This is a genomic window from Polaromonas sp. LjRoot131 (assembly GCF_964252805.1).
In the GTDB taxonomy this organism is placed as follows: Bacteria; Pseudomonadota; Gammaproteobacteria; order Burkholderiales; family Burkholderiaceae_C; genus Polaromonas.
Map to the genome: position 1 here is coordinate 26,789 of NZ_CAXUPF020000006.1, position 26,484 is coordinate 53,272.

Here is a 26,484-nt window from a genome sequence, read left to right on the forward strand (position 1 = left end):
GCTACACGCAGAGAGCGACCGTGGGGGTTCCATCTTTCGGCCGCTCAACGGGGGGCGTGATCCAGGGTCCAGACGCCATGGGGACTCTTTCCGACATTCACCTGCCGAACGATCTTGCGGGTCGCCACGTCGATCACCGTGAGCTTGCGCGCCCAGCGCGAGGTCACCAGGATCTGCTTGCCGTCGCGGCTCACGTCGATGCAATCGGGGCCGCCCGGCGCAGGAAACTGGTCGACCACTTCGAGGGTTTGCAAGTCTATGCGGCTGATGGTGTTGGCCACGCGGTTGCTGACCAGCACGTGGCGCTTGTCGCCGAAGGCGCGAAAGGCATGGGCGCCGGCGCCGGTCTTGATGCTCTTGGTGCGCTGGGGCTGCGCGCCGCTCACGTCATAGACCTCGACGGCGTCGCCGCCCGTCAGGCCCACCAGCATGAATTTGTCGTCGGCTGTGCCGTAAACGTCGGCCGGGATGGGGCCGGTCTTGGTGCGCCACTTGATGGCCTGGCTGGCCAGGTCGATGGCGATCAGCTCGTCGCTGTCCTGCATGGTGGAATAGATCGTCGTGCTTTTGCTGTCTATCCACAGATGGCTGGGGGTCTTGCCGGTGGCCACGCGTTTGGCCAGCGTGATGTCCTTGCCGTCCCACTTGTAGATATCGATGTGGTTCAGGCGGTTGGCGGCCGTGACGAACCATTTCATGTCGGGCGAAAAGCGCAGCTGGTAAGGATCCAGGATGCCGCGTATCGTGCGCTGCACCTCGGCGGTTTTCGGGTCGATGAAGGTCAGCGAGTCCGACAGGGCATTGGCCACGATCACCGATTTTTCGTCGGGCGTGAGGTAAAGGTGGTGCGGCTGCTTGCCGGTGGCGATGCGCCGGGTCTCGGTCCAGGTGGCCGGGTTGATCACGCTGACGGTGTCGTCCAGCGAGTTGAGCACGAAGACAGGTGTGGTGATCCCGGAAGCGGCCGGAGCCGCCGCGGTCTGGGCAAGGACCGGAAAACTCGCCAGGGCGGCGAGGGCGCACAGCCAGGCGGCTGCAGAACGGGCTGAAACATTCACAAAAACGGTCTTTCTAGGTGCAACCAGCTAGTGTAGCGGCGCGAAGTTGCCGCAAAACCACTCAAGCCGGCAAATAGCAGCCTGCAGGAGACCTAATGCGCTGGACGCCCTATCCGTTTACATCCCTTACGATGCGGTGATGAATTTGACGGAGATGGTGGAAATCAACGGGGTGCGCCTGGAAGTCAGGCGCATTGCCGGGCGGGCCGACCTGGCCACGATTGTTTTCCTGCACGAAGGCCTGGGCTCGGTCGCCCTGTGGACGCAGCGCGGGCTGGACTGGCCGCAGGCCGTGTGCGAAGCGACAGGCCGGGCCGGCATCGTCTACTCGCGGCGCGGCTACGGCCGGTCCGCACCCGTGCCCGACGTGCGCGGCAGCGGCCGGCTGCCGCCCGACTACATGCACTGCGAAGCCTGGGAAGTGCTGCCCGCCCTGCTGCAGGCCTTGAACATCAGCCGGCCTGTGTTGCTGGGCCATTCCGACGGGGCCACTATCGCCCTGCTCCACGCCAGCCGGCATCCCGTGTCGGCCTGCATCGCAATGGCGCCGCATGTGCTGGTGGAAGACATTGCCGTGCAGGCGATCACTGAAGCCCGCGCGGCTTTTGAATCAGGGGCGCTGCGCGAGCGGCTGGCGCGCTACCACGCCGAAGTCGACGTGGCTTTCTGGCAATGGAACGACGTCTGGCTGTCCGAAGCCTTTCGCCGCTTCGACATCCGCGAGGAATGCGGCCGCATCACGGCGCCGCTGCTGCTGGTGCAGGGCCTTGACGACGAATACGGCACCCTAAGGCAACTGGACGAGATCGCGCAGGTGGCGCCCCACGCCCGGCAGTTGCGGCTGGCGGCCTGCGGACATTCGCCGCAGCGCGACCAGCCCGCCAAGACCGTGGAGGCGATCACTGACTTCCTCAAGCCGATAGCTTGAGCGTCATTGAGCTTCAGGCCTCCTTGACCTCAATGTGATAAGTCGCCCAGGGGCACCAGGCAAAACGCGCGGGCAAGGGCTTGGCCGCCATCTCGGGGAATCGGTCCGCATCATAGACGGCCCACAGCGGGCCCAAGCCGCCCAATGACAAAGGCTGGCCATCCATGTGGGTGGCAACGATAAAGCGGTATTTGGCAATTTCGGCGGCTGTTACCTGCGCCGCATAGCCGTCCACCGCGCGCAGGAATACCGTGGTCTTGTCGTTGACCTTGACGCCGCTGGCCTTCAGGACATCGGCCAGCAGCGGGCCTTTGAGCGTGTGCGGCTTGCTGTCGTATTCGAGCGTGGGTTTGATGGTGACGGCCGGCAGTGCGGCCAGCGCGGCGAAGTCAAAGGCCTGCGCCTTGTCGAACTTGATCTTCTGCTTGGCCATCATCTGGTCCAGTGCCGGGTCGAGTGCAGCGCGGTTGCCGGCGCCAATGAGGCCGCTGACGGTCAGCACGGTCGGGCCTTTTTGCGCTTTGGGCGCTAGCTGCGCCTGCGCCAGTTCAGGCAGGGCGACGGCACCCAGGGCCGCTATCCCCATAAATTTGCGCTTATCCATGTTTTCGCTCCTCCTTGTAAGTAAATGCTGCCGAATGGTGGTTCCGTCTAAAACATCACACTTATTCAGTAATAAATTCTCGTTTTCACGACAAACGTCAAGTCAAAGTACCCAAATCGGCGCATATTGTAAGTACCAGTAACACCCAGGAGTTCGTCATGTACAGAAACTCAGAATGGTCGCCGGCGGAGCAGCTTCACATGCCGCACTTGGCGGAATGGTACAGCTTGTGGTCACGCTGGGTAAACCGCGGAAAACGCCGCATTCCCAAACACTGGCCCCTGCATGCCCGGGTGCTGATGAACAGCGAGGAACTGCGGGCCTGGCACTGGATGATCGCCGCTTTTGACGATCACCATGTCCTGGTGAAGATGCCGGTGACCCGTTTCACCAGGCCCAATGCCAGTGAAAACAGCCTGTACTGGTATGAAATGCTCCAGAACACCACCTGCACATTTTCAGTCTGCGCCAGTGACGGCCATGTGGTCGGCTGCGTGGATATTCCCAAGTCCTTCGGCCTTTCCCACAAGGCCCGAAGCCTGAAACGCAACTTGCTGGCGCAATGCGGCATTTCTTATGCCGTGCTCAACCCATCCATGCTGCCGGATCCGGACGAGCTTCGCAATGAATTCTTCGGTGAAGCGGCCACCAAAGCGCGGCATCTCAAACGCGAGGAGGCGGTCCTCGAAGTCGCCCGCATCAACCTGAAAAAAACCCTTGCGCAACAGCGGCAGATACGCACACTCATGGACCAGGAGCACACCAGCAGCATGCCCGGCCACTGGCACGACTCGTTTCTCATACAGTCCAACACGCGGCCGGCCGAACTGCGATAGCTCAGGCCGCGATACGGGCCAGGTCTTGCGCGGTCAACCAGCGCCATTCACCGGCTTTCAGGTCGGCCGGCAAATCCAGCGACCCTATGCGTGAGCGGTGCAGGCCGCCGACCTCTTCCACGCGATTGCCCACGGCGGCAATCATGCGTTTGACCTGGTGGTATTTGCCCTCAGTCAGCGTCAGGCTCAGCTGGTTCTCGCCGGTTTTTTCGCAGGCAGCGGCCCGCACCGGCTTGGGGTCGTCGTCCAGCACCACGCCAGCCAGCAGTTTTGCCACCTGTTTCTCGTCCACCGGGTGTTTGGCCCGTACTTCATACACCTTGGGGACGTGGTGCTTGGGCGAACTCATGCGGTGGATGAACTTGCCGTCGTCCGACAGCAACAAGAGCCCCGTCGTGTCCTGGTCCAGCCGGCCGACCGCCTGCACACCGGCGGCCGCCCCGCCGCCACGCTGGCGTATCGGCGCCGGCAGCAACGTGTAGATGCTCGGATAGGTGCTGGGCTTTTGCGAGCACTCATAGCCCGCGGGCTTGTGCAGCATCAAATAGGCTTTTTCGTGGTATTCCCAGGCCACGCCCTGCACCGTGAAGCGCAGGCCTTCGACGGGCTCGAATTCGGCGGCCGGGTCGTCGCAAGGCGCGCCGGCCACCGCCACATGGCCCTGTTGAACCAGCCCCGCGCAGACGCGCCGCGTGCCAAAGCCCTGAGAGAAGAGAATTTCCTGAAGTTGCATGCTTGCCATGGGCGTATTGTCGCCGCGAGCGCTAAGTGATCGACCCGTGCAGCCGGTAGCCATGAAAAAAGCCCGACGGTTAAAGGTCGGGCTTTGGTGAAGTGGTGGCGCTGGGGTCTACTGATAGATACCCGCTATCCCGCATAAATACTAGGATTTTTGGATTTTTACGTTTTTTCGTTCCCCGGCTTGTTCCCCGGTGTTTTAGTGGCTGGCGAAAAAACCGCAACGCACATGCAATGCCGTTCAATCTAGCTTATTTATGCCGAAAAGTTCAATCGCGAAATTTTGGCTCAAATTTTCGAGATCAAAAAAATCCACTATTCAAGTTTAAAACTCGCAGTCGCATCAGCATCAAAAATTTCTGCTGAAGGCCGATGAATCACAAAGATTTTGTTCCCCGATTCGTTCCCCGGTTTTACACCAGCAGGCTGAACTCGGAAATCAAACCCCTAAAGTTTAAAAAGCAATTGCTGCGACACTTTTTTCGAAGGTTGTGGCAGTTCTCGACTATCTAGGCTTTATAAATTCCGCCAAACAGTGAACCACCTTTTTCATTTAACAAGACCAGGCTGAGCAGCTGGATTGCAATGGTGATTTGCTCGATCGCCCGGGTCAGTCAACTTGAAAAATTCCGCTTCCAGTGGATCACTTTTTGGTGAAAAACCGTGCCCGTGTTGAATTCCGTCGAAATCTGATCCAGTTAGCGCAGTAATTTCCATCCAAATCTGACCCACGTAGGCACTACCCTGCTTGTTTTAAAAGCAGGGGAATTCAGGAGTGATAGACGTGGCGACATTGAATGTCATCAGACGTTGGGCATTGAGGGATCAGATGTCCATCCGCGAGATCTCAAGGCGTACAGGCCTGGCTCGCAACACAGTGAAGAAGCACCTGCGATCGGAAGAGAGCGAGCCCAAGTACCCAAGACGGGTCAGCTCAAGCAAGCTCGATCCCTACGCCGAGAAGCTGGCCACCTGGCTGGTAATCGAGGCAACAAAATCGCGGAAACAGCGGCGCACTTTGAGGCAGATCCACACAGATTTGGTATCCCTCGGGTTCGACGGTTCGTATGGAAGGGTGGCGGCGTTCTACCGGAAATGGTGCGCGGAACGCCAAGAGGCGCTTAAAACTGCCGGCCGCGGTACGTTCATCCCGCTGGTATTTGGGCCCGGAGAGGCGTTCCAGTTCGACTGGAGCGAGGACTGGGCGATGATCGCCGGCGAGCGTACCAAGCTGCAGGTCGCGCATTTCAAGCTCAGCCATAGCCGGGCGTTTAGCGTCCGAGCCTACCTGCTCCAGACGCACGAGATGCTCTTCGACGCCCACAACCACGCCTTTGGCGTGCTGGGCGGCATTCCAAAGCGCGGCATTTACGACAACATGAAGACTGCTGTGGACAAGGTTCGCAGCGGTAAAGACCGGGACGTCAACGCCCGCTTCAATGCCATGGTGAACCACTACCTCTTTGAGGCCGAGTTCTGTAACCCTGCCTCCGGATGGGAAAAGGGGCAGATCGAGAAGAACGTCCGTGATTCCCGCCATCGCCTCTGGCAGCCCATGCCGGCCTTCGGCACCTTGATAGAGCTCAATGAATGGCTCGAGATGCGCTGCAAGGCCCTCTGGAAGGAGATCCTCCATGGGAAGCTGCCAGGCACGGTGGCCGACGTGTGGGCTCAGGAAAAGCCGTTCCTGATGCCCCCCCCGCCCGCCTTCGATGGCTTCGTCGAGCACACGAAGCGCGTTTCACCGACCTGCCTGGTGACCCATGAACGCACCCGGTACAGCGTCCCGGCATCGTTTGCCAATCGGCCTGTAAGTCTTAGGGTTTACGCAGACCGCCTAGTCGTTGCCGCAGAAGGTCGAGTGGTCTGTGAGCACACAAGAATCATTGATCGCCGCCATGACGGGGCGGGGCACACTATCTACGACTGGCGCCACTACCTAGCGGTGCTTCAGCGGAAGCCTGGCGCTCTGAGAAACGGTGCTCCGTTCACCGAATTCCCCGCGGCCTTCAAGCGGTTGCAGGCATTGCTGCTCAAGAAGGCTGGCGGGGACCGGGAGATGGTCGAGATCCTGGCACTGGTTCTGCATCATGACGAGCAAGCTGTGCTGGCAGCGGTGGAGACTTCCCTGGATGCGGGTGTTCCAACCAAGACCCACATCCTGAACGTGCTGCACCGCCTGGTGGACGGAAAGACGGCCGTTCCCGAAGTCATCGCCCCTCAGGCGCTAAGGCTTGCTACGGAACCGCAGGCCAACGTCGGGCGCTATGACTCGCTTCGCGAGGTCGACGAGAACCAGGAGCTGCGCCATGGCACGTGATTCCGCCTCAAATTCAATAGTGGCCCTTCTGAAGGGACTCAAAATGCACGGTATGGCCCAGGCCGTCTCCGAGTTGGGCGATCAAGGTGCTCCAGCGTTCGAGGCAGCTCAGCCCATCCTTGCCCAGTTGCTCAAGGCCGAAACCGCTGAACGAGAAGTGCGATCCATGGCTTACCAGATGAAGCTTGCCAGGTTCCCCGCATACCGGGACCTGGCTGGCTTTGACTTTAGCCACAGCGAAGCGAACGAGGCGATGGTGCGCCAGTTGCATCGATGCGACTTCCTTGAAAAGGCCCAAAATATCGTTCTGGTTGGTGGTCCAGGCACCGGAAAGACCCATTTGGCCACAGCAATAGGGGTTCAGGCTATTGAGCACCACCACTTGCGTGTCCGGTTCCTCTCCACGATCGAACTAGTCAATGCTCTGGAAGTCGAGAAGTCGAATGGCAATACAGGACACATGGCCAATCGATTGATGCACGTGGACCTGGTGATCCTGGATGAGCTGGGCTACTTGCCATTCAGTGAGTCGGGTGGTGCGCTTCTATTTCACTTGCTATCCAAACTCTACGAGAGAACCAGTGTCGTAATTACGACCAATCTAAGCTTTGGAGAATGGGCAAGTGTCTTTGGTGATGCAAAAATGACGACCGCTCTCTTGGATCGACTCACCCACAGATGTCATATCCTTGAGACTGGAAACGATAGCTATCGGTTCAAAAACAGCTCTGCAAAGACTCAGCCCAAAAAGGAGAAAACCAAGAACTTATCCACATCGTGAGCAGCTTCTGCTCACAAAGAGTGTGGGTCAAGATTCGATGGAAAACTCGGGTCAGACTTCAGTGCAATTCAACACCCATCAAAACAGACGCTTGCTCTACAAGCGAGATGAGTTTCCCTCAAGCCAGACTAGGTTAGATTGCCATTTACTTCCGTCCGGGAGGTATGTATGAGCAGTACCTACCATTGACTCGCCGGAGATTTTCACGATCAGCAGCGTCACAAAGTGCGCCCCAACTCTTTGATCCTGTACGATTTCCAGCATCGAAGCATCATCTTTTCGACTTGGTATAGGTTCAAACGACGGATGTGAATGCCACTCACCTAAATAGTTGAACTTTTTATAGTTCTGCTGTTTACGTTCAAAGAATTTGGTAATTCGGCCAAGTGCTTCTTCAATATGGCGCACGAAAGTTGCAAATGTCCCTTTTCTGTGTACCGTGATTTCGACGACCTTAAACTCATCGACTCCGACATGCTCTCCGAGAAGAATCCCCCCCGTCTCAACGCGACCAGCAGCTTGTAGTGCTTGGCGAAGCTCCTTCTGAATGTTAAGGGGAAGAATCAGTTTTAACATCTTGGGTCTTTTCCAACAGCTCAAGTAAGGTTTTAGCCACCTGCTCCCGATCCTCTGGCGCAGCCTCGGCAGACGAGTCGTTCCAACCATCCCCCAGAGGAGAAATGGGTCGGACATCGAACGGCTGGTCAAAGTCCCAACCCTTCTTCATTCCAATGAGGTATGCGGAACAAGGGAAATCACTTGACTCCTTTTGCAGGGACGAATCGATGACGAGACTAGTGAGCTGCGCAGCAATTTGCGAAACACTACTGTCCTGAGCAATCAGAGGTACGTCGCCATCAATATCGTAGGCGCCAGCATTTTTATGCGGTGCATTTGGCAGCTGCGAACAATAGTCATAAATGGCATCCCTGACCGCGAGCGGGTTTGGATCAATATCGGGCCTCGCCCTCGCAATCAAACCTCCATACCCACCAGCAAATATTTCACCCCAGCACAAGGTCTTTCGCCCGGAACGAGCTACCGATGCCAATCGCAAAAACACTTCAGGATCGGCAGTGGCATCAATCAGAACGTCACACTTAGCCAAATCCTTCAGGGCGGAAGCCGCGTTCAAAGGCGACTCTTGGCCCGCAATCCGATGGATTCTCACATCAACAGCCATGCCAGGGGCGGTAAGCATCAACTGCGCTTTTACCGCGTCCGCTTTGTGAGCACCTACCCAAAGCCAACTTAGTTCGTGACGAACCAGATTTCCTGGCTGCAAAAAATCGTCATCGATCAAAAGAAAATTTCGTGCGCCCGTCCTGGCCAGCGATATCGCGACCTTACTTCCCAATGACCCAAGGCCAACGATGCCGAATCGCAATTCAGCTAATCTTGCATATGAAGCCGGTATCCTCACATCGGTATCAGGGGGCAAGATAACGTTGTACTCGACGACTGTTTCTTTGAACGATGTGCGTGAGATAAATATCTGAAAGACTCTGATTGTTTTCCCACAAAGCATCAAAGTCTGAGGCTTAACCTCCTTGGCACCTCCTGCTTCAAACAAAATTTCCTCAGAGGCCAGTCCGATGGACTCCAAAAATAGCTTTATATCTTCAAAATTTGAAATCGGTGTTTCTGCGGAAAGCGAACTGCAGCGCAAAGCACGTCCGGTTCCCTCCGTAGATGCCACAGGCTTAAGCGAAAGCGCACTCGGTACATCACCAATCACAACCTGTGATGTTTCGGTCTGCCCCACCTGCGAAACAAATAGTGCAAAAAACGTTCCGTGGCGGACCTCGACCGTTTTATAGAAAACGCTCCCATTTTCAGCAAGATAATTCAGCTGCTTCAGCAGATCATTTGTAGCAACAAATCTGAGCAACTCTCCGCGTAGCGATTGGCCTTCTGTCATTTGATGTGCCGACTCAACGGCGATAGGCTGATTTGGATGCTTTTCAGCATCCAGTAACCTATAAACACTGGATATGATTTCCGCGCCAGTAACGCCCGGATTCCAGTTATCGGCTCGCCACTCCAAGCAAAGTGAACCGCCTGCGCCGTATTGATGAGCGGACCAACGCTCATGCGACTCCCGTGGGCGAAAATAGGGAGGGGTTGCGGGAAATACTGAGGGATAGGTCATCCTGCCAGCAAAAACCTCGCCGTGTACGGTGATATCCACATCGACGGACACGTTCAAAGCTTCATCCACTCGCCAGGTCGTACTAACCCATGAGTGCTCGCGCTCGAGAACTTCGATTGCGGCGCGTTCACTGAGAAAACGTGCCGGATCTGAAATCGCCCACTGCATCAGGCAAAGCCGGACGACTTGTTTGGAACAACGGGTTTATCAGGGAAGGAAAGACCGCCTGCTGGAACCGCAGATCGCAGAAGCGAGCCCCCTGTGCGGCCATTGGTTATGACGTCCAGTTTTCCATTTTCGATAGAAAATTCCAGCGGCTCGGTCGCATCGCGTTTTGGATATTCACCGGTGCAATAAAACGTACCCTCCTTCGCGCTGGCGATTTCGACATACTCGACCTTTGCGCCATGGCATGGTGGATCCACATCGTCATCATCTATGGGGTCACTGCTAGAAACGATCACCCCTTTTGTATTGATCTGGGCGAGTGCGGACTTCGCTTCAGCTGAAACCTTCGGATTTTTCCCCGACCAGCTATCCCAAGATAAAGAGTGCCAAGAATTGTGATGTGGTGTTTGAAGAAGATCGTATGTAAGAACAGCGAGATCTTTCTTATGTTTAGTCCAAAGACGCTCCCAGATGGCAACTTCGGCATCACCGGCACTTAGAAATTTCTTCTTTCCGCCACCGGTGGCCTCAGCCGAGATGGACATGTTCAATATCACGCTCGAGTGATTTTTACTCAGAAGCTTTTCAGTCTCGTCGTCCCCCTTGGGCATTGGGGCAAGCAAAGTTGCCGAAAAGCATTTGCTTCTTACCCAATTTACGCGATCGAAGGTGGTATCTACCTTGACCAGAATGGGGGCGAGATCTTTAGTTTTTTCGCCCTCGTCTTCCCCGAGTATCAAAATACTGTTTCCATCCCCTATCGACTTAAATTGTTTTTCCTTGTTTAGCTTGACACGACGCTTCGCCTCAGAGTTAAAGGCGATCGCATCGTCGCAAAGAACATGGTCTTTGCACCGACGTCGGAAAACCATGGGAGATGACCAAATTTCTCTTATCAATATTTTCTTTTCTGCATCAGGTTTTTTATCGTCTGGATAGTCGTCGGGGGACCCCAGATAAAAATGCTCCACAAGTCCATTGCAATGATCCTGGTCTGGGTGACTTAGAGCAAAAACATCTACGTAGGGACGCTTCTTGTCGTCTCGGAGTATTCGCTTCCGGAGATCTTTCGCTACATCACGCGCAATATGATCGGGGTCGTCAGCAGCATCTCTAATATTGCAGTCGATGAGAATTCTCACCTCGTCTGCCAACGTGATGAGCGTCATGTCTCCATTGCCCACTGGCAGAAAACTAATTTTTGCAGCCATAATCTATCCCTTCCTATTTAGCTAGTTATTAAGTGCATCGACGCAATGATGTGTTTTTGAGAAAGACTTTCGAGCCGCGATGTTCAGTCGAACCGGTACTCAAAGTAGAGATCATTCGGACCAACTGCGACTTGTTTCAGAAATTTGGTTCTCGCAGATTTTGGAAGCGCGCTTAGATCTGCCGCAGCAGGTATGTCAGAGTCAGAGCGCAATAATCGACCGCCTGTTTTAGTCTTAAGCCGTTCGAGAAGCGGCGAAAACGGCATGTTCAGCCAGCGGCTCTTTACTGCCTCGCCTTCAATGACAGGGATGAACGCCAGGAGATCCTCACTAGTCATTTGCTCAAGGCCCAACTTTCTCAAAGTGGCGTTGTGGCTGCCATGGTGTCCAACTTTGTAGAACACGGTACGCTCAAGTAGTTCTGGGCCAGTTACCTCGGTCACGCCCGCCGAGGTCTTGGCACGCCAGCGAAGATCTTGCCAAGATAGCCAGTTACCGACTTGCGCATCGGCCGGAAAGAGGAAAACCTCCCCCGTATCTGAAAATTCAAACGCCAGCACTACGCAAGTGTTGTTGGTATGGCTGTCCAAATTTAAGGCTAGTGTCTCAGCTGCCTGGGTCCAGTCTTCTTCGATTTGGCGCCATTCCTGACCAGGTGCATCCCATGTCTCACCTACAAGCTGTTTATATAAGTCAGAGCTTTTCGACATATGTAGCGTCGCATCAAAAGGGCAATCGTCTGCCGCCCCATTGGCAGACTCCACGCCGGCAACTCTGCCAAATGCCGCGCCCAAGCTAGTTGCCAAACTGGCTTCCGAAGCCAGCTCATAAACCTCCCGGTCTTTCTTGCTCGGTGCGCTCTTCTTTATTTGCGCTTCATTCTGAGGCGGCCCAAGGACGAATACTCTGGCGTCAGCAACACCTGGAATCGAAATAGGAGGTTTGTCAGGATAGAGATAGCGTGTTTTGACACCTCTTCGCTTCATCAGATATTCAAAGGCATCTCGAGTTTTTTGGATCGGCTTATCGACGCCTAGGCTTTGTGCCTTGTGGTCTATGCCAAAAAATCCCAGTATCGAGGTCAGACCTTTGACGCGCTTTTTAGCAGCCAGACTGGATGACAGGTTTAGGGCGCGGACAGCCAAGGTTAGCGCCTTGACCTTTTCTGCTCGCTCTTTTCTTAGCCGTTGACCTAACTCGCTAGTTGGGTCCTCAGTCCAGCCGTACCAGACCTCACCAATCTCAATCTCGTCAAACAACGACCGAGCGTGCTGTGTCGAGAACCCCGATGCGTGATCCCAGTGTTCATGCGTCATGACAACAACGTCAATTCGCTTCGCACAAGCTTTGGCTATGTCATTTACGACCGCCTCCATTTTTTTCTTTGCATCGGTCGCAACCATGATGATCCCGCAATCGATGAGTACATTAAAGGTGTCCATGCCCTTTCGGGAAAACCGCAGCAAGAGGCAATCCCCAAGCCCGTGCCTGTACATTCTGATTGCTAGCCGAGGCACGCGTCGGGATCGGCTTTCAGTCGTTGGCTTACGCGCAACGACCTTTTTTCCCACCTTCTTTGCCGGCACCTTCTTTGCCGGTACTTTCTTTGCGACTTTTTTTGTTGCTGCGGGCATTATTTGCTCCTAGTGTTCACCGTGAAGGAAGCAAAACGGCTCAGCGGCATATTGACCGGTGTCTGTTGAGAAATAGATATCCCTCAACCCCATGCCTTGCTCGGCGCGATTTCTCTTGTAAGCCTGTATACGCTCCAGGCGCGCTACGTCGTTAATAGGGCGGGTTATCGCGTAGCGCAGGGTCGGCCTTTCGCCCTCCATGTCGAAAATTAGCGTGCTTCCACCTCGAAAATCAAAACATCCTTTATTGGGAAATTGAGGATCAATCGGAGTCTTCCGCAACCGCTGAGTCATCGAAATAATGAGTTGCTTCATGATTTGCCCATCTGGTGTCACCCTGAGTGTCGGGAGCACAGCGTGAACTTCAAATGAGGGCAATCCTGACGCCTTATTTCGAAGCCCAATAACCGATGCATCGAGCTTCATATTCAGTCCAGTAACAGCCATGAAGTTTTCCCGTTGAGCTAGGGTTTCCCGGGTTTCAAATATGCTCCTTAGAAAAGCATGAGCCTTCAATCTGGCGGCCCGCAGGTTATCGAAGACGTCCTTTCGATCACGAAGGTACAGCGCCTTGCTAACTAGGTCCTTCAGATCGACCGCCAAAGCTGAAAGCGCATTCCATTCACCGGGCCCTGCCTTATCGAACTCAAGCTTCGCGTAAGGCCAGCGTAACTGTTCTTCCGACAAAGTCTTAAGCCCCTCCGGAACAATTCCCCATCGGCGGAATGATTCAATTAGTGCCACCCTGTAGCCATGCGTGTCGTTTGGCACCATGTCAAAGTCCGCAGTGATAAGTGCTCTTAAATAATCGCCGTAGGTGATATCGAACGGGGGACAGTAGTCAAGAGCACGTATGCAAATGCCGAGAAAATGCTTCGCCGTTTTAGTAGCCTCTTTTGCGAGTGCATCGACCAAATATGGGTGAAGCGCCCCTTCTGGAAGAATTCCCGTCCCAGAAGTGGCCAAAGTGACAATGCCTTTTGTCCTAACTTTGTATATTGCGAGGAACGCCGAGAACATCGCTGCCACAAGTATTGACCCTCTCTCATGCGGCTCCGTCGCTTCCTGCATGCGCTTCGGGCTGGGCTCTACTGGTCGCCATACACCGTCCTCCCCAGTCTCGCCGATTGCATTTCTCAAGGCACCATATCTTCCGGTAGCCTCACCGAACTGCTGAGCCAGTTCACCGAGAAGTGACTGAGTTTCCAGATTTCCTCGCGTACGTGCGATCTGATGCTTCAACACTTCTGGGAAGGTGAAATGCTGAAACAGTGCAACCAGGTCTGCGAAGCCCTCATGAAAGGCTAACGTATCTGCATGGTTATCTTCGACATACCGTCGATGCATACCGTCCAGCAGTGCGTGCGTAGTCTCATGCGCAACAATATCTTGCGACAAGCATCCGAATACCGTTCCGGTTGGGCCCTGAAAGTATCCAAATAACAGAGCTTTTTTCTGTGGGCTGTAGTAGGCATTCGCTGCACGCAAAGCATGGGGATATATCCTCAATGTCCTGACAAATTCCTCCTGAAATCCTGCCTCTGCCCCTTGATTTGTCTTAGGAGACCACAGCACTTGCCGGCCTAGCGCCAACTCGAAATTGGTAATGGTGTTCATGGCCACCGCATACACCATCTGCTGATGAAATTGAGGACTACCCTCCGACGGAGCAAGCCCATCCTGCGCAAGGATATTTGTGGAATTTAGATCTACCGGCTCATACCAGCAGCCGCTCGATGGATCGTAATCTACGACTTCAACATATTCCCCTCGTGGACCAGGCTTAAGATTTTGCTCCCACGGAATATCAAATACCGCGTGGTTGATTGCCGCGGTTTCCAGCCGTAACGACAGACTAGGGTCAAACGCATATCCTCTAAGCCGTCGAAATGGCGGACGATTGGCAAGCTGCTCGTTAGGAATTTCACGGTACTCGTCACTTGATATCGAAAGCATGATTTCTCCCTTGTTCGATATTTTTAGGCAACGAGCTCGGGCGCGTATTTGCGGATACGTGCTTCTACAAGCGACGCCCCCTGACGCACCAAAACATCGAGCTGTGATTTGGAAAGAGCTGCAAGATTTGTCGAAATTCCGCTAGCCATGACGGCATCGCCGTCTCGGGCCTCGCCATCCGTGCTGTCTATTGAGAACCAAAGTGGCACGGGACCCGACTTTGCCTTGTACCTGTATTCGAGGCGATCAAACTCCAAGCCACGGATTTGCTCCATCATGATGTCGAGGCCAGCCTTTAAAACAAGACCGCCCGACTCGGTTGGATTTGAGTCATTAGCAAACGGTTTTCCTCCGTCGCTAACTATTAAGTAGTTGATTGCGTTGCGATCACGCAAGGCTGGATTGATGCCCATGTTGTCGTAAATACCGCCGTCCGTGAGCGTGACGTAGTCAAATGCAGCGCCTGGCGGGTACTCTTTTGCAGACAATCTCAGTGGGGGAAATACAGGCGGAAATGCCGACGATGCCGCCACTGCCCGGGCAAGAGGAAAGGCATCGCCCGGAACAACGCCTAACTCATGCTCTCCCAACTCAGTCAATCCACCTCCCCCAGCCACAAAGAAAAACATGTTCCCAGTGGACAAGTTAGTAGCGTTTAAATAGATCCGCGGGCCCTCTTTCAGTGCGGACAAAGTCGCACCTCGGAACAAATCGGTATCGTAGCTACTGGCCAGCTTATCTATGCGACTGTCAAATGGATCCAAGATACCTCCAATGACCGAACTCACTGCAATGGATCTGGTAAGTAGATATTTTTCGAGGTCTTTTAAAACACTGGCGGATTTCCAGTTCAAAGCCAAAAAGGCACCGGCGATACTGCCTCCACTGACGCATGAAATTAGATCAACGCAGCTGAGTAGTGCGAGTTTCTGCAGCTTCTGCATCACACCTAGATGAAATGCCGCTGCGCGAAACCCACCTCCCGATAGAGCAAGCGCGATCCGCTTTGGCGTATTTCCGATTAACTTGGTCATGAAGGCTCCCTACCATCTGTTTTAGTTGTGTGCTATTTAAATAGCGGCACTCATCCGGCAATTTCACCGGTGTGCAGCTTTTTTCGACCGATGCCGAGGTGGGCGATTACATCAACTTCTTCTCTCGAATTCCCGTCGGATTTTTTTGAATGTGGTTCTTGAAGCCCTGGAGCTGGTGGGCGTCTTTTGAAGGTTTTCTCGGATGTCGAAATTTCGCGTGGTTGCCAGCTGAAAAAAAAGCGATGCCGCGGGCCTCAGCTAACGGGACATTTTTGGAGCTTCTTTCATCCCCATGATGGGGGACTACTACTGCAACGTACTTAAAGTGAGGTAACTGGCGAACATCAATATTTCCGTCCTGCAACATCTCCACGTATGTGCAATCTCCTGCCAGCAAAGCTTTTTTGCGTTTTTTCTCGAACACAAATACCAATCCATCGTTATTCGAAGTTTTTCGAGGCGGATCAGTTCTGAAGATGCTTAGGGTCGTATCTGAAGTGAGCGATATCGTCAGATGCGAAGCTAGTTCCCGCACCTTGCTTTTGACTTTTATGTCGAAGAAGGCTACGGATTTCATGTCGCTGGGTATTACAAATTCTTTGATTTGCGCTATGAGGCGGTCATCCCACCCAAGCATTCGCCAGTGATCGGTATCAGCGTGTGACAGGAAAAACCGCAGCTGCTTGCCCTGGACGCGATCGAGGAGTTGGTTGCACGAAAGTTGATTTTTGACATAGGCATCTCTACGGATGGGCGTGCCCGCACCTGCATCGATCAAAAATCCCTCGCTCTCGCTATAGATTAGGCTGGCCATTCCCTGCCCAACTTCGAAGGTAGATAGTGCAAACGTCTTTGACGAGGAGCCAGGAACGTAGCTGTACGTGCGGAATTTTGTGAGCTTCGGGCCTGCCAGACGAGTGATCGACCTTACAGTAACCGGGGAAGGATCGGCTCGTCCGAAAGTGGGGTAAAAGTAACTCCGTCCCTCGACGTCAGTATGGAAATCAATTCGGTACCACTCCTGAAGTTGCCCGTAGCAAATCTCACAATCCTCAGGCAGATTGCAAAGCATTTCTAAAATTCGGGGTACAGCGCTTCTTGGCGCGCCATTGCCTCGCGCTTGCTTGTGAACGTCAAAAACAAAGGTCTCTACGCCATTGCTGTCGCCGTCTTCTGAGAATGCGGCTTCATTGAAATCTTTTGATTGCACTCCAATGAACCGCATGCACGCGCCCCTCCGACCAAATTCCGGGGTCGCACTCAGATCCTCGAGTCTGCAGAAAAGACTTCCTTCTGGCCCTGTCGACATAGTCCCCTCCTCTTTTTTTACCTACCATGGGGTACAGCCTTGCCTCTTATGGACGTGTGCTGTACGGAGCCAAAAACTGAACAGGGTGCGGACGCTGGCTACGCTTGTCGCAAGCGAGACAGATCTCGATTGGTGATTTAAGCATTGCGAGGACAAACCGGCATCCTCAGAATGGAGGAGGTAGAGTGAAAGTCACGTCGATTAAAGGCTGTCCGGGCCAGTTCACCTTGTATAGCAGCTATGCATGGCGTCTTACTTTGGACGTCACTAGAGATTTCCGAGGCCACGTTGCTCCGGTCCTCAATAACCACGGCGCGCGCATAGGGTGTTGCCAGCAGGATCGAGGTACCAGATCTGGATGTCGGCCATCGATCAGCCGATTGGCCTCAAGTCCCGTGGCCAATTGCCCCAAACCGGGGTCTTAATCGTTAACACTAAGAACCCTTCAATGTCGGCTGCCTTCGGCGAGTTCAGCCAATGTCGCGTACTCATACTTTCACGCGGGTAATTCAATAGCCGGCATCCCCATCGACCACGTTGACCAGCGCCTCGCCGGTTCGCATTCGGCGGACGTTTTCGCGGAGTATCGCAAGGGACTGCGTGATGTAATCGTCCGCGTTATCTGACGAGACGTGCGGGATGACCGCCAAATTGGGAACATCCCACCACGGTGCATCAGGCGGCAGGGGCTCAGGCTCGAAAACGTCCAACACGGCGCCGGACAGTCTCTCTTCGCGTAAGCCCCGAGCTAGGGACTCATAGTCCACGATTGGGGCCCGTGCCATGTTGACTAACCCGGCGCCTGGCTTCATGCGGTCGATCTGTGCGGGGCCAATAGCCCCTCGTGTGCTCGTAGTCAGCGGTGCGGTCACGACGAGAAAATCCACCTCGGGCAGGACAGCATCCAAATCGCCCGGAGAAAACATACTATCGACATCAGGGTGCGACTCAGCCGACCGCCTGACACCCCAGACTTCGAGCCCCAACAAGCGGGCGTTGCGGGCAACCCCTCCACCCAGCGCGCCCACCCCATAAATCAGTACGCGCTTGCCGCGAATGGGCGTTCCGAGCTTTCGCCGCCAGATGTGCGCCCGCTGGCTGGTTGCATGCTGCGGGATGTGATCGTTGAGCATCAGCAATGCCAGCAAACCGAACTCGCCGGCCTTGTCAGCATGCACGCCGCTGCTGTTGGTTAGCACGCAAGCTTCTGGCAGCCAGTTAAGCGGCAGCAGCGCCTCCACGCCAGCGCTAGTGCTGTGAACCAGGCGAAGGTTCTTACCGTGGGAGCGAACTGCATCTGTTTCGAAAGCCGCGCCGATGAGCAGATCGCACTGACTTAGGGTCGCAGCGTCTACCTCTCCGCGGTAGCGATCGACGACCACAGATAGTTCTACCACACCAGCAAGCGCCCGGCGCACTGCGTCTTCGGTGACGTAGTAAGCGAGGTCGCGAGCGCGATTGTTTTCGATATAGACGCGCAGGGGCGCATCCAGGAGGAAAGGTGTCATGGTTCTTTTCCTGTTGGGTTCGGCACGGATTCAACCGGGAACCATGTATCTCGATGCTCGCAGGGCTAGGAGGCGATAACCGGCACACACCGGCAATGCTTGACTCAGCGAACTAGGCTTTGATTTCGGCCCAGAGATAGGTATCAATCTTTTCCTCAATGAGGTCTATGCCCAGACCTGGCCTGTCGGAAACCTTGAGGTACCCGTTCTTTATTTCATTTTCAGGCACTCGATCAGTGAATTCCAGGTGACCTTCATACCGGCTCCAGTATGGATAAATCTCCAGAATCGAAAAGTTTGCAATGTTGGCCGCAACGTGTTGCGTGGCCGCAGTGCATACCGGGCTTGCGCAGTTGTGCGGAGCGACGCGCATGTTGAAGGCCTCAGCCATGGCGGCGATCTTCTTGGTTTCCATAATGCCGCCGGTATTACCGATGTCAGGCTGCACGGTGTCGACCGCATGAGTTTGGAGCACCTTGCGAAAACCATAGCGGGTATAGAGACGCTCGCCCAGCGCGATCGGAATGTTGACCTTGGCAGAGATTTTTTTGAGCGCACCGAGATCGAACGGATCGGCCGGTTCCTCGATGAAATCGATACCGAGGTCTTCGTAGCGCTGGCACAGACGAATTGTCTCGTCCGTCGTCAGAGCGCCGCTCAGATCCAACATGATGTCGATATCAGGACCGACGAAATCACGCAGGGCTTTGACCCGGTCGTAAGCCAAGCGCGTTTCATCCTTGTTCAAGGCACGGCGCGTTGGATGGCGGACTGTACCGGCGGCGTCGGGAAACGCCAGCGGATAGCACTTGAGCGCCGTATAGCCGTCCTTGAGAGGCCGTTCGGCCGCGCGGGCGAAATCGTCGGCCGTCACGGCCTGGGTGCTCCAGCCATTGGCATAGACACGCAACTCGTCGCGTACCTTGCCACCCAGCAGCTGATACACCGGCACATTGAGAGCTTTTCCTTTGATATCCCACAGTGCCTGTTCAATAGCACTGATGCCAGCGAATACGATGGCGCCGCCACCCTTGGCCCAGAAGGAATGGTCGTACATCTCCGACCAGATGGCTTCGATGGCGTGAGGATCCTTGCCGATGAGTATGCGGGTTGCCAGATCCTTGATCATCCCGGCAGCGGCGGTGCTCCCCAAGCCATAGGCAATGGCGGCCTCGCCGATACCTGAGATGCCTTCGTCTGTCTCGATGCGCACAATGACCGGTCGCAACCGACCGCTTTCGACGAGATAGACCTGTACTTTTCTGATCTTCAATATTGCTCCTTCGCGGCAGCTGGTAGCCGCCCAGTTGATTTATTTATAGATTGCGACTTCTTATTCCCGGTGCTGATCGAGGCGTCAGTTGTTCAGGGAAAGCCTGCATATAAAGCGCTCTCCGCCACGATGCGATGCGGTTGCTCGTAACCACGAGGAGGCGTAAACAATCCGCCGCGCTGAACTTCCAGCGCGCGAGCAACCCGATATGCCATGGGGTCGGCATAGCGACGGACCATGATCTGAACAGCGGTCGGGAGGCCCTCGGCATCACCCATGGGTATGCTCAGCGATGCCAGGTCCATTAGATTGGCCAAGCGCGTGAAAATCCCAAACGGAGCGTTGGTGGTGTGAATTCCCTCTATCGGCTTCGCTGTAATCGGTGACGAGGGCAGCAGAATGGCATTCGCTCCGGCAAAGTAACGGTGAAACTCCGTTTGCATGAGCCGTCGCTGTTCCAGGTAGCCGAGGTAGTCCGCTATGCTCATCGTTTTTCCACGGGACATCCGAGTTGCGATTTCGGGGTCGACGAGGCTAGGTTCTTTCTCGACGACATGCTGGTAGCGATTCCAGGCTTCTACCGTCGTGATGTTGGCCGTAAGAGTCGCATATGCTTCGAGGGGTCGAGGTAGTGGCACCTCGTCGAGGACCGCACCCATCGCTTCCAGATCAGCGAGCGTCTCCTTGAACCGCTCAAGGACGCCGGGCTCCGCTGACTTCAGGTTCTCCATACTCGGGTAGCGCAGCGTCAACCCTGCGACGCCCTTGTCCAGGTCGACAAGGGAGTTTGACCGTGGTACGCCAAACGTCGACGGATCTTCGGGATCTTCGCCTTGCAACGCTGCCTGAATGAGTGCCGCGTCCTCAACAGAACGGGTCATGGGTCCCACCGCGTCAAAAACGAGAGCGAGCGGCTGCACGCCACCCCGTCCGATCAGTCCGAGCGATGTCTTCATGCCGATGACGCCGCACAAAGCTGATGGGCTGCGCACCGAGCCTCCCGTGTCGGTGCCCAGGGCGACGGGTACAAGCCCAGCGGCCACCGCAACGCCTGATCCGCTGGATGACCCTCCGGGAACGCGCTGAACTAGCGGATCGCGCGGGTTGATCGGTGTGCCGCAGCTAGGGTTTGTTCCCCAACTACCGTACGCGAACTCTACTGTATGCGTCTTGCCCAGCAGAACCATGCCCTCGGCCAGCAATCGCCGAACTGCGGTGGCTGATTGCGTGGCGGCTTTGGCGGCCAGCGCCTTCGATCCGGCCAAAGTGGGATAACCCTCGACGTCAAACAGATCCTTGGCCGCGAAAGGAACGCCGTCAAGGGGCCCTCTTGTCTGGTTGCGGGAGCGCCGTCTGTCAGACTCACGCGCCGCCAGAAGGGCAGGCTCGCCGTAGACCTCGACGAAAGCGTTCAGCTTCGGGTTGTAGGTTTGGATGCGACTGAGCAACTCAGACACCAGCGCCTCCGATGTAAATTCGCCTTGGGCCAATGCCCGACCAAGATCGGTGGCTGAAAGGAAGGCAATATCCATGTCATTTCCTTTTAGAAGATAGTTTTTGCATCGGACATCCGAAGGCCTCGTATGAAACCATCGGATGCCGCTTTCTTTGGATTGCGGCTAGGGCAAGACCAGCAGACGTGGTCGAGTAGCAGCGCTACTCCTACAACCGGGTACGTTTACGCCGGCAGTAGCGCATTCTTTCGGCGCCGGAGAATAATCGCCATGCCGATAATTACCACGACACATGTCACACCCAACAACACCACAGAGACGGCGGCGGACTCGGGACTCGTATTGAAGCGAATCCCCTCCCACAACTTTCTCGGCAAGGTTTTCACCGACAAGTTGCTGAGGAAGATCGAAGCGACAGACTCGTCGAATGAAAGAAGCATTCCCAGCAGAGCTCCAATGCCGAGGCCTGGCAGAAGCAAAGGGAAAGTGATCGTTTGAAAGACCCGCCAGGCATTCGCTCCAAGGCTTGCCGCAGCAAGGGACAGCCAAGGATCGATTGAGCTGTATGTTGCCGACGCGACCTGGTAAACGATTGGGAAGATCAGCACGGTGTGAACGATGATGATCCCGGTCTCGGTATCCACCAGTCCTACACGCGAGAAGGCCAGATAAGCACCGAGCGCGAAAACAACGCTTGGCACGGTCAGCGGCGACATAAGCATCGCCTCAACAGCGCCCTGATACCGAAAATTGCGACCAATTCCGAGAACCGCCAGCGTGGCGATGATGAGAGCTGAGATACAAGTCGCAGCGCCGATGCGAAGGCTGGTCAGGGCCGCCGCAGTCCATTCCTGGCTGTGGAAGATCGTCTCGAACCACCGCAATGAGTAGCCAGGCGGCGGGAATATGAGTACCTCAGCTGAGCTGAAAGATACCGGTATGAGCACGACCAATGGCAGGAGAATGAACACCGATATCAAAAACAGATAGACCGGTTGAACAAACCGCACACTGGCGCGCAAGACCTCAGGAATTTTGAAACGAGTCGGCGGCAGTTTGACCGATTTGCGAAGAAGCGACTTGTCTACCTGGCCCACAGGCGCTTGAGGCAAAGTCTGCGGCGGCACACCCGGGCGCTGCCAACGCGACAAGTATCGCGCTACCGAGGAGAGCGCCGTGACAATGATCGTCGCGACGAAGGCAAGCGTGATGCCGAGTGCCGCAGCCAAAGCCCAGTCGGCCCCGACGTCGATTTCCGCCTGAACTACTTGGGCGAGCATCTGCTGGCGTTGGCTACCCAGAAAGGTCGGCGCGATGAAGCTCGCCATGGTGAAGAGGAAGATGATCGTAACGCCGGATTGGATTCCACGGATTGCAAGTGGAAGGAGCACGCCCGACCAGATCCGCAACGGGTTAGCTCCGAGCGTGTGAGCGGCCAGAACAAGACGTCCGTCAATGCGCCTGAGGACAGTGAAGAGAGCGAAGACCATCATCGGAATCGAGCATTGCACGAGCGCCAGTACAACCGCTAGCTCACTGAAGAGAAGCGAAATTGGCTCTGAAGTTATCCCCAGACCCATAAGTGTTGCGTTCACAAGGCCACGCTGGCCCAGGATCGCCAACCAGGCAAACGTACGTACCATCACACTGGTCAAGAAGGGAACCAGCACCAACAACCCCAGAAGCAGCGCCTTCACTCCAGTTGCGCGACTCAGAATCCAGGCGAGTGGGAAAGAGATAACGAGAGTTATCACTGTGGCCTCTACGCTGATGCGCACGGTCGTCCAGATCACCTTTTGGTAGACCGGGTTGCCAAAGATCCGCATAAAACGGCCGATGGCATCACCGCCAAACGCCTCTGGAACGATCGCCAGTAGCGGTATAGCGAAAGCCAGGAGAAGCAAGATGGTTACTGGAGCCAGCAGTAAGAACCGTTCCCAACTTACTAACCAATTTACGAATCCACTGCTGCGTCTCATCTTCGCGTTCTCCTATTTGCGCGCTGTTAGCGCATGACGTACGTGTTCCACAGGGCCGCCACGGGCTCGAGGTTCTCGTTCCACCATTTCGAATTGAGAATTGCGCCGAGCTTCTCGTTCGCCGGATTTCCTGGAAGATCCTTGGCGACAGCTGAAAGCGCTGCTCCGTCAATAAGCTTCAGTGCGTCAACGTTGGTCGGACCGTAAAAGATATGGCGAGGCAAATCTGCCTGCTGCTTTGGTTGAACGGCGAAATTGATGAACTTCATCGCCTCGGCCGGGTTCGGCGCGCCCTTGACTACTGCCCAGTATTCGACAACCGTGACCGATGCGTTCCATCCATAAGCCCAGTTGGCGCCGCCCTTGATGGCATTCTGAATGCGACCGCCCGGGCCGTAGGCAGCATCAACCTCGCCCTGCTGAATAAGAGCCTGGACATCCGAAGGCGGCTTGAACCCGACGATCTGATCTTTCACACGGTCGATAACTTTGAGGGCACGGGTAACATCCAACGGATAGAGTTCGGATGGCTTCACACCGTCAGCAAGCAACGCGAACTCAATGTTGTAGTACGGCAATGCCAACATCACCCGACGCGCCTTCACTTTGGGATCAAAGAACTGTGCAGGAGTAAGTCCATTGGGGAATTTGGTTTTATTCCAGGCCAGGTTCTGCGCGAACTTCATGTAACCGATGCCGTATTTCGTGCGAAACGCGGCCGGGATTCCCTCGGCCTTGATAACGGAGTAATCGAGCGGCTGAAGTAAGTCATCCTTCACCTCGTTCTCATAGGCCGCAGCGTCGGCTGAGACCACGTCCCACGTGATATTGCCGCTCGTGACCATAGCTTTGATTTTGGCGTGACCGGTACCAGTGGTACCGATGACTTTGGTCCCCGTGGCTCTGGTGTAGGGATCAAAGAAGGCCTTTGTCTGGGCCTCCTGGAATGAGCCCCCATAAGAGGCGACCACGACCGGCTTGGCGGGGTCGGCGGCTAGTGCCGCATGATGGAAGAATATTGCACTGGCCGCAGCGAGCAGGCCGGCTGAGATTTTCGTGTAAAGGCGGGTCGATTTCATTGGTTTTACTCCTTCAAAAAAACTACGTTTCAGGAAGACTTGTCTCGTTTCATTCATTTTTTCCACTCCTTCAAAAACTCTGCTTCAGATAGATTTCTCTGCCGGAAGAACTGCGACGAACTCAGGAGACCATCGCGCGACGACGGACTCACCGGGCACCAGATGACCGGCCATGCGATCTCCGCGCACTACGCTGGCGAGCAAAAGTTGCCTATCAGGAAGCTCCAGCGTTACGCGCCAAGCGGCACCGAGATATGTGACGTCGCGGACCGTGGCAGGTACACCAGGGATGTCGCCTGATGCAGCCTCCGTTGCAGGATGAACGGTGACGTTCTCCGGTCTCACCACAACATCGAACCGCCCCGCTGCTTGAGACGACAGCGGCTGACGCACGCCACAAATCTCGTATCCTCGACCGCCATCCTTTTCGGTGACACGCAGGATCGAGCAATCGCCCAGGAAACGCGCGACGAAATGATTGGCCGGCTTTGCGTAGATGGTTTCCGGATCCGCGACCTGCAAAAGCCGCCCCTCGGCCATGATTCCGATCCGATCTGCCATGGCCATGGCTTCCGACTGGTCATGCGTAACGTAGATAACCGTGATACCGAGCTCGCCTTGTATACGCTTGAGTTCTTGCTGCATTTGATCGCGTAGTCTCCGATCAAGTGCACCGAGCGGCTCATCCATAAGCAGAAGGTCTGGGCCAAACACGAGAGCGCGAGCAAGTGCCACACGCTGCTGCTGCCCACCTGACAATTGCGACGGATACGATGACCCGCGATCAGTCAGGTTGACGAGCCCAAGTGCCGTCTTCACTCGCGTCTCGCTCTCGGCGCGCCCGACACCACGCATCTTGAGTGGGTAGGCTACGTTCTCGGCAGCCGTCAGGTGCGGGAAAAGCGCATAGTTCTGAAATACCACCCCGATCTGGCGCCGATGCGGGGGTACGTCGGAGACAGAGGTGCCCGACATCAGGACACTGCCTTCGGTGGGCTTGTCGAAACCTGCAAGGAGCATCAGGAGCGTCGTCTTGCCAGATCCGCTCGAGCCCAGTAGTGCAAAAAATTCACCTGGTGAGATGTCGAGGCTGACGTCGTTTACCGCCGCGACGGAACCGTACCGCCGAGTGACGCCTTGGAAAGAAACGGCAGGGAGCAACTGGTTTGTCATCAAATACTCCTACCGAGTTCGAACGGAGTGAGCACTTCGCATCCGGCTTCAGTAACGACCACCGTATCGCCAAAGCGCGCACCGCCAACGCCATCAACATAGATTCCAGGCTCAACGGTGAACACCATGCCCGGCTCAAGCACTGTCGGTGAATCGGCCTTGAGCTCGTGCCCATCCCAGCCGGAGTACCCAATCGAACGTCCGGTGCGGTGCAGGACCGGGTTTTCCCAACCACCGCGGTCGATCACCTTCATTGCGGCAGCGTGCACTTCGCCAGCCGTTACACCGGGGCGAACCGCTGCCAATGCCGCCTCTTGCGCCTCACGTGCAAGATCAACTACCTTTCGCATTTCCTTAGATGGCTCTTTCGAGCCAAGCAGAACCGGCCGGTCGAAGCCGATCAGATGCCCGAAGAAGCCTGTGCTGCAGCGACATATCTGCACGTAGTCACCTTCGCGCATCTTTCGGCCGGCGCCAGAAGCGTGGCAGCGCGCTGTGCGTTCAGCCCCACTGCCCGTCATGTGCAAACCATGCGCCAACGGCGACTGCTCCTCATTTCCGTCCCATAGTTCAGCCGCGCGTCTGGTGCCGGCGACAAAGGAGGCAAGCGACACTTCCCACTCGGGAACCCCCGGAGCGATAGCGTCACGGCTGGCATTGAACTGGTGAGCAATAACGTCGCAGCTGAGTCGGATGACGCCCAGCGCCGCCGCATCCTTTACAGCGAACAATTCGCGCAGCAGCGCCCCAGCATCCTTGACTCGATCGGCGCCAAGCTTTTGCTTGACCACTTCGATGTTTCCGCCGTTGGTGCCATTGAAATCGACACCGATCACGCGAGCCCCCGGTGCGACCTCCTCAAGATATTTGGCAAGTGCGTCCTGATGCGTCATAGGGGCTGGCACGGGCTCCTCCCACTCAACCCATCTGGCAACCACCGGCGTATTGCATCGCGCCCGTATTTCTTTGACTTCACTGCCAGGCGAGACGAAACCGGCCTTGCCGTCCTGCTGAAGAACCAGCCATATCGGCCTGCTGACCGGCAGGCCGTGCAGGCCGGCGAAGAAGCGGTGGGTGTCGACACCCGCTAATGCGAGAACGTCGATGCCATGCCTTTTCATCGCAGCTTGGGCACGTTTAATGCGATTGCGGTAATCCACATCAGATGGAAAAGCGACCTTCGAAGTCGCCGTATTTTCAGTCATGGTGCTTTCTCGGTTTGTACGATTAGTCTGTATCCAATCGTTTGTATTAGAAATCCAATCGATTGTATTGTCAATAGGTCGTAA

General features: G+C 55.5%; 21 protein-coding genes. 4 read left to right on the forward strand and 17 right to left on the reverse strand.

Translation table 11 applies throughout. The annotated features are described in order from the left end of the window. Positions 1-44: 44 nt before the first annotated feature. Positions 45-1,058, reverse strand: coding sequence for a YncE family protein (locus tag ACSQ27_RS22240; RefSeq protein ID WP_436157674.1), 1,014 nt, complete (start codon positions 1,056-1,058; stop codon positions 45-47). 139 nt (positions 1,059-1,197) lie between these two features. On the opposite strand from ACSQ27_RS22240, the gene ACSQ27_RS22245 reads away from it, so the two are divergent. Continuing rightward, complete coding sequence (locus tag ACSQ27_RS22245) at positions 1,198-1,986, forward strand: alpha/beta fold hydrolase (RefSeq protein ID WP_436157675.1); 789 nt, start codon at positions 1,198-1,200, stop codon at positions 1,984-1,986. Between the two features lie 13 nt (positions 1,987-1,999). Here ACSQ27_RS22245 and ACSQ27_RS22250 read toward each other — a convergent pair whose 3' ends face one another. Continuing rightward, positions 2,000-2,590 carry a molybdopterin-dependent oxidoreductase gene (locus ACSQ27_RS22250; protein WP_436157676.1) on the reverse strand — a complete coding sequence of 197 codons (591 nt, stop codon included), beginning with the start codon at positions 2,588-2,590 and terminating at the stop codon, positions 2,000-2,002. A 158-nt stretch (positions 2,591-2,748) separates the two neighbouring features. Between ACSQ27_RS22250 and ACSQ27_RS22255 the strand changes: the two genes are divergently transcribed. Continuing rightward, on the forward strand, positions 2,749-3,426 hold the full coding sequence (locus ACSQ27_RS22255) for a DUF2726 domain-containing protein (RefSeq protein ID WP_436157677.1): 678 nt from the start codon (positions 2,749-2,751) through the stop codon (positions 3,424-3,426). A 1-nt stretch (position 3,427) separates the two neighbouring features. On the opposite strand, the gene ACSQ27_RS22260 is transcribed toward ACSQ27_RS22255, so the two are convergent. After that, positions 3,428-4,159, reverse strand: coding sequence for a pseudouridine synthase (locus tag ACSQ27_RS22260; protein WP_436157793.1), 732 nt, complete (start codon positions 4,157-4,159; stop codon positions 3,428-3,430). Positions 4,160-4,939: 780 nt separating this feature from the next. Between ACSQ27_RS22260 and istA the strand changes: the two genes are divergently transcribed. Then, complete coding sequence (gene istA, locus ACSQ27_RS22265; protein WP_436157678.1) at positions 4,940-6,484, forward strand: IS21 family transposase; 1,545 nt, start codon at positions 4,940-4,942, stop codon at positions 6,482-6,484. After that, positions 6,474-7,265 carry an IS21-like element helper ATPase IstB gene (gene istB, locus ACSQ27_RS22270; RefSeq protein WP_436157679.1) on the forward strand — a complete coding sequence of 264 codons (792 nt, stop codon included), beginning with the start codon at positions 6,474-6,476 and terminating at the stop codon, positions 7,263-7,265. Before istA ends, istB begins: the two co-directional genes overlap by 11 nt. A gap of 96 nt (positions 7,266-7,361) precedes the next feature. Here the strand turns inward: istB and ACSQ27_RS22275 are convergent, their stop codons facing one another. The 14 genes from ACSQ27_RS22275 to ACSQ27_RS22340 all read right to left on the reverse strand — a co-directional run bounded on the left by ACSQ27_RS22275 (position 7,362) and on the right by ACSQ27_RS22340 (position 26,400). Beyond that, the gene (locus ACSQ27_RS22275) at positions 7,362-7,841 is read right to left on the reverse strand and encodes a Mov34/MPN/PAD-1 family protein (RefSeq protein WP_436157680.1); all 480 of its coding nucleotides are present in this window, start codon (positions 7,839-7,841) and stop codon (positions 7,362-7,364) included. Next, a complete protein-coding gene (locus ACSQ27_RS22280) occupies positions 7,816-9,585 on the reverse strand; it encodes a ThiF family adenylyltransferase (protein ID WP_436157681.1) in 1,770 nt (589 codons plus the stop codon). The genes ACSQ27_RS22275 and ACSQ27_RS22280 overlap by 26 nt, the downstream gene beginning before the upstream one ends. Beyond that, positions 9,585-10,796 (reverse strand): metallohydrolase, encoded by a 1,212-nt coding sequence (locus ACSQ27_RS22285; RefSeq protein ID WP_436157682.1) that lies wholly within the window; start codon positions 10,794-10,796, stop codon positions 9,585-9,587. The genes ACSQ27_RS22280 and ACSQ27_RS22285 overlap by 1 nt, the downstream gene beginning before the upstream one ends. A gap of 83 nt (positions 10,797-10,879) precedes the next feature. Then, on the reverse strand, positions 10,880-12,430 hold the full coding sequence (locus ACSQ27_RS22290; RefSeq protein ID WP_436157683.1) for a hypothetical protein: 1,551 nt from the start codon (positions 12,428-12,430) through the stop codon (positions 10,880-10,882). 9 nt (positions 12,431-12,439) lie between these two features. Continuing rightward, positions 12,440-14,386 (reverse strand): hypothetical protein, encoded by a 1,947-nt coding sequence (locus ACSQ27_RS22295; RefSeq protein ID WP_436157684.1) that lies wholly within the window; start codon positions 14,384-14,386, stop codon positions 12,440-12,442. A gap of 23 nt (positions 14,387-14,409) precedes the next feature. Further along, a complete protein-coding gene (locus ACSQ27_RS22300) occupies positions 14,410-15,420 on the reverse strand; it encodes a patatin-like phospholipase family protein (RefSeq protein ID WP_436157685.1) in 1,011 nt (336 codons plus the stop codon). Between the two features lie 106 nt (positions 15,421-15,526). After that, a complete protein-coding gene (locus ACSQ27_RS22305) occupies positions 15,527-16,645 on the reverse strand; it encodes a hypothetical protein (protein ID WP_436157686.1) in 1,119 nt (372 codons plus the stop codon). A gap of 593 nt (positions 16,646-17,238) precedes the next feature. Further along, positions 17,239-18,237 (reverse strand): D-2-hydroxyacid dehydrogenase, encoded by a 999-nt coding sequence (locus ACSQ27_RS22310; protein ID WP_436157687.1) that lies wholly within the window; start codon positions 18,235-18,237, stop codon positions 17,239-17,241. Positions 18,238-18,349: 112 nt separating this feature from the next. Continuing rightward, positions 18,350-19,510: a mandelate racemase/muconate lactonizing enzyme family protein gene (locus tag ACSQ27_RS22315; RefSeq protein WP_436157688.1), complete on the reverse strand. Its 1,161-nt coding sequence runs from the start codon at positions 19,508-19,510 to the stop codon at positions 18,350-18,352. Positions 19,511-19,602: 92 nt separating this feature from the next. Beyond that, a complete protein-coding gene (locus ACSQ27_RS22320; protein ID WP_436157689.1) occupies positions 19,603-21,042 on the reverse strand; it encodes an amidase in 1,440 nt (479 codons plus the stop codon). 146 nt (positions 21,043-21,188) lie between these two features. Further along, positions 21,189-22,943: an ABC transporter permease subunit gene (locus tag ACSQ27_RS22325; protein ID WP_436157690.1), complete on the reverse strand. Its 1,755-nt coding sequence runs from the start codon at positions 22,941-22,943 to the stop codon at positions 21,189-21,191. A gap of 26 nt (positions 22,944-22,969) precedes the next feature. Further along, a complete protein-coding gene (locus tag ACSQ27_RS22330; protein ID WP_436157691.1) occupies positions 22,970-24,079 on the reverse strand; it encodes an ABC transporter substrate-binding protein in 1,110 nt (369 codons plus the stop codon). A 27-nt stretch (positions 24,080-24,106) separates the two neighbouring features. Further along, complete coding sequence (locus ACSQ27_RS22335; protein WP_436157692.1) at positions 24,107-25,195, reverse strand: ABC transporter ATP-binding protein; 1,089 nt, start codon at positions 25,193-25,195, stop codon at positions 24,107-24,109. Continuing rightward, entirely contained in the window at positions 25,195-26,400 is a 1,206-nt protein-coding gene (locus ACSQ27_RS22340) for a M24 family metallopeptidase (RefSeq protein WP_436157693.1), read from the reverse strand. Before ACSQ27_RS22340 ends, ACSQ27_RS22335 begins: the two co-directional genes overlap by 1 nt. Positions 26,401-26,484 lie beyond the last annotated feature (84 nt).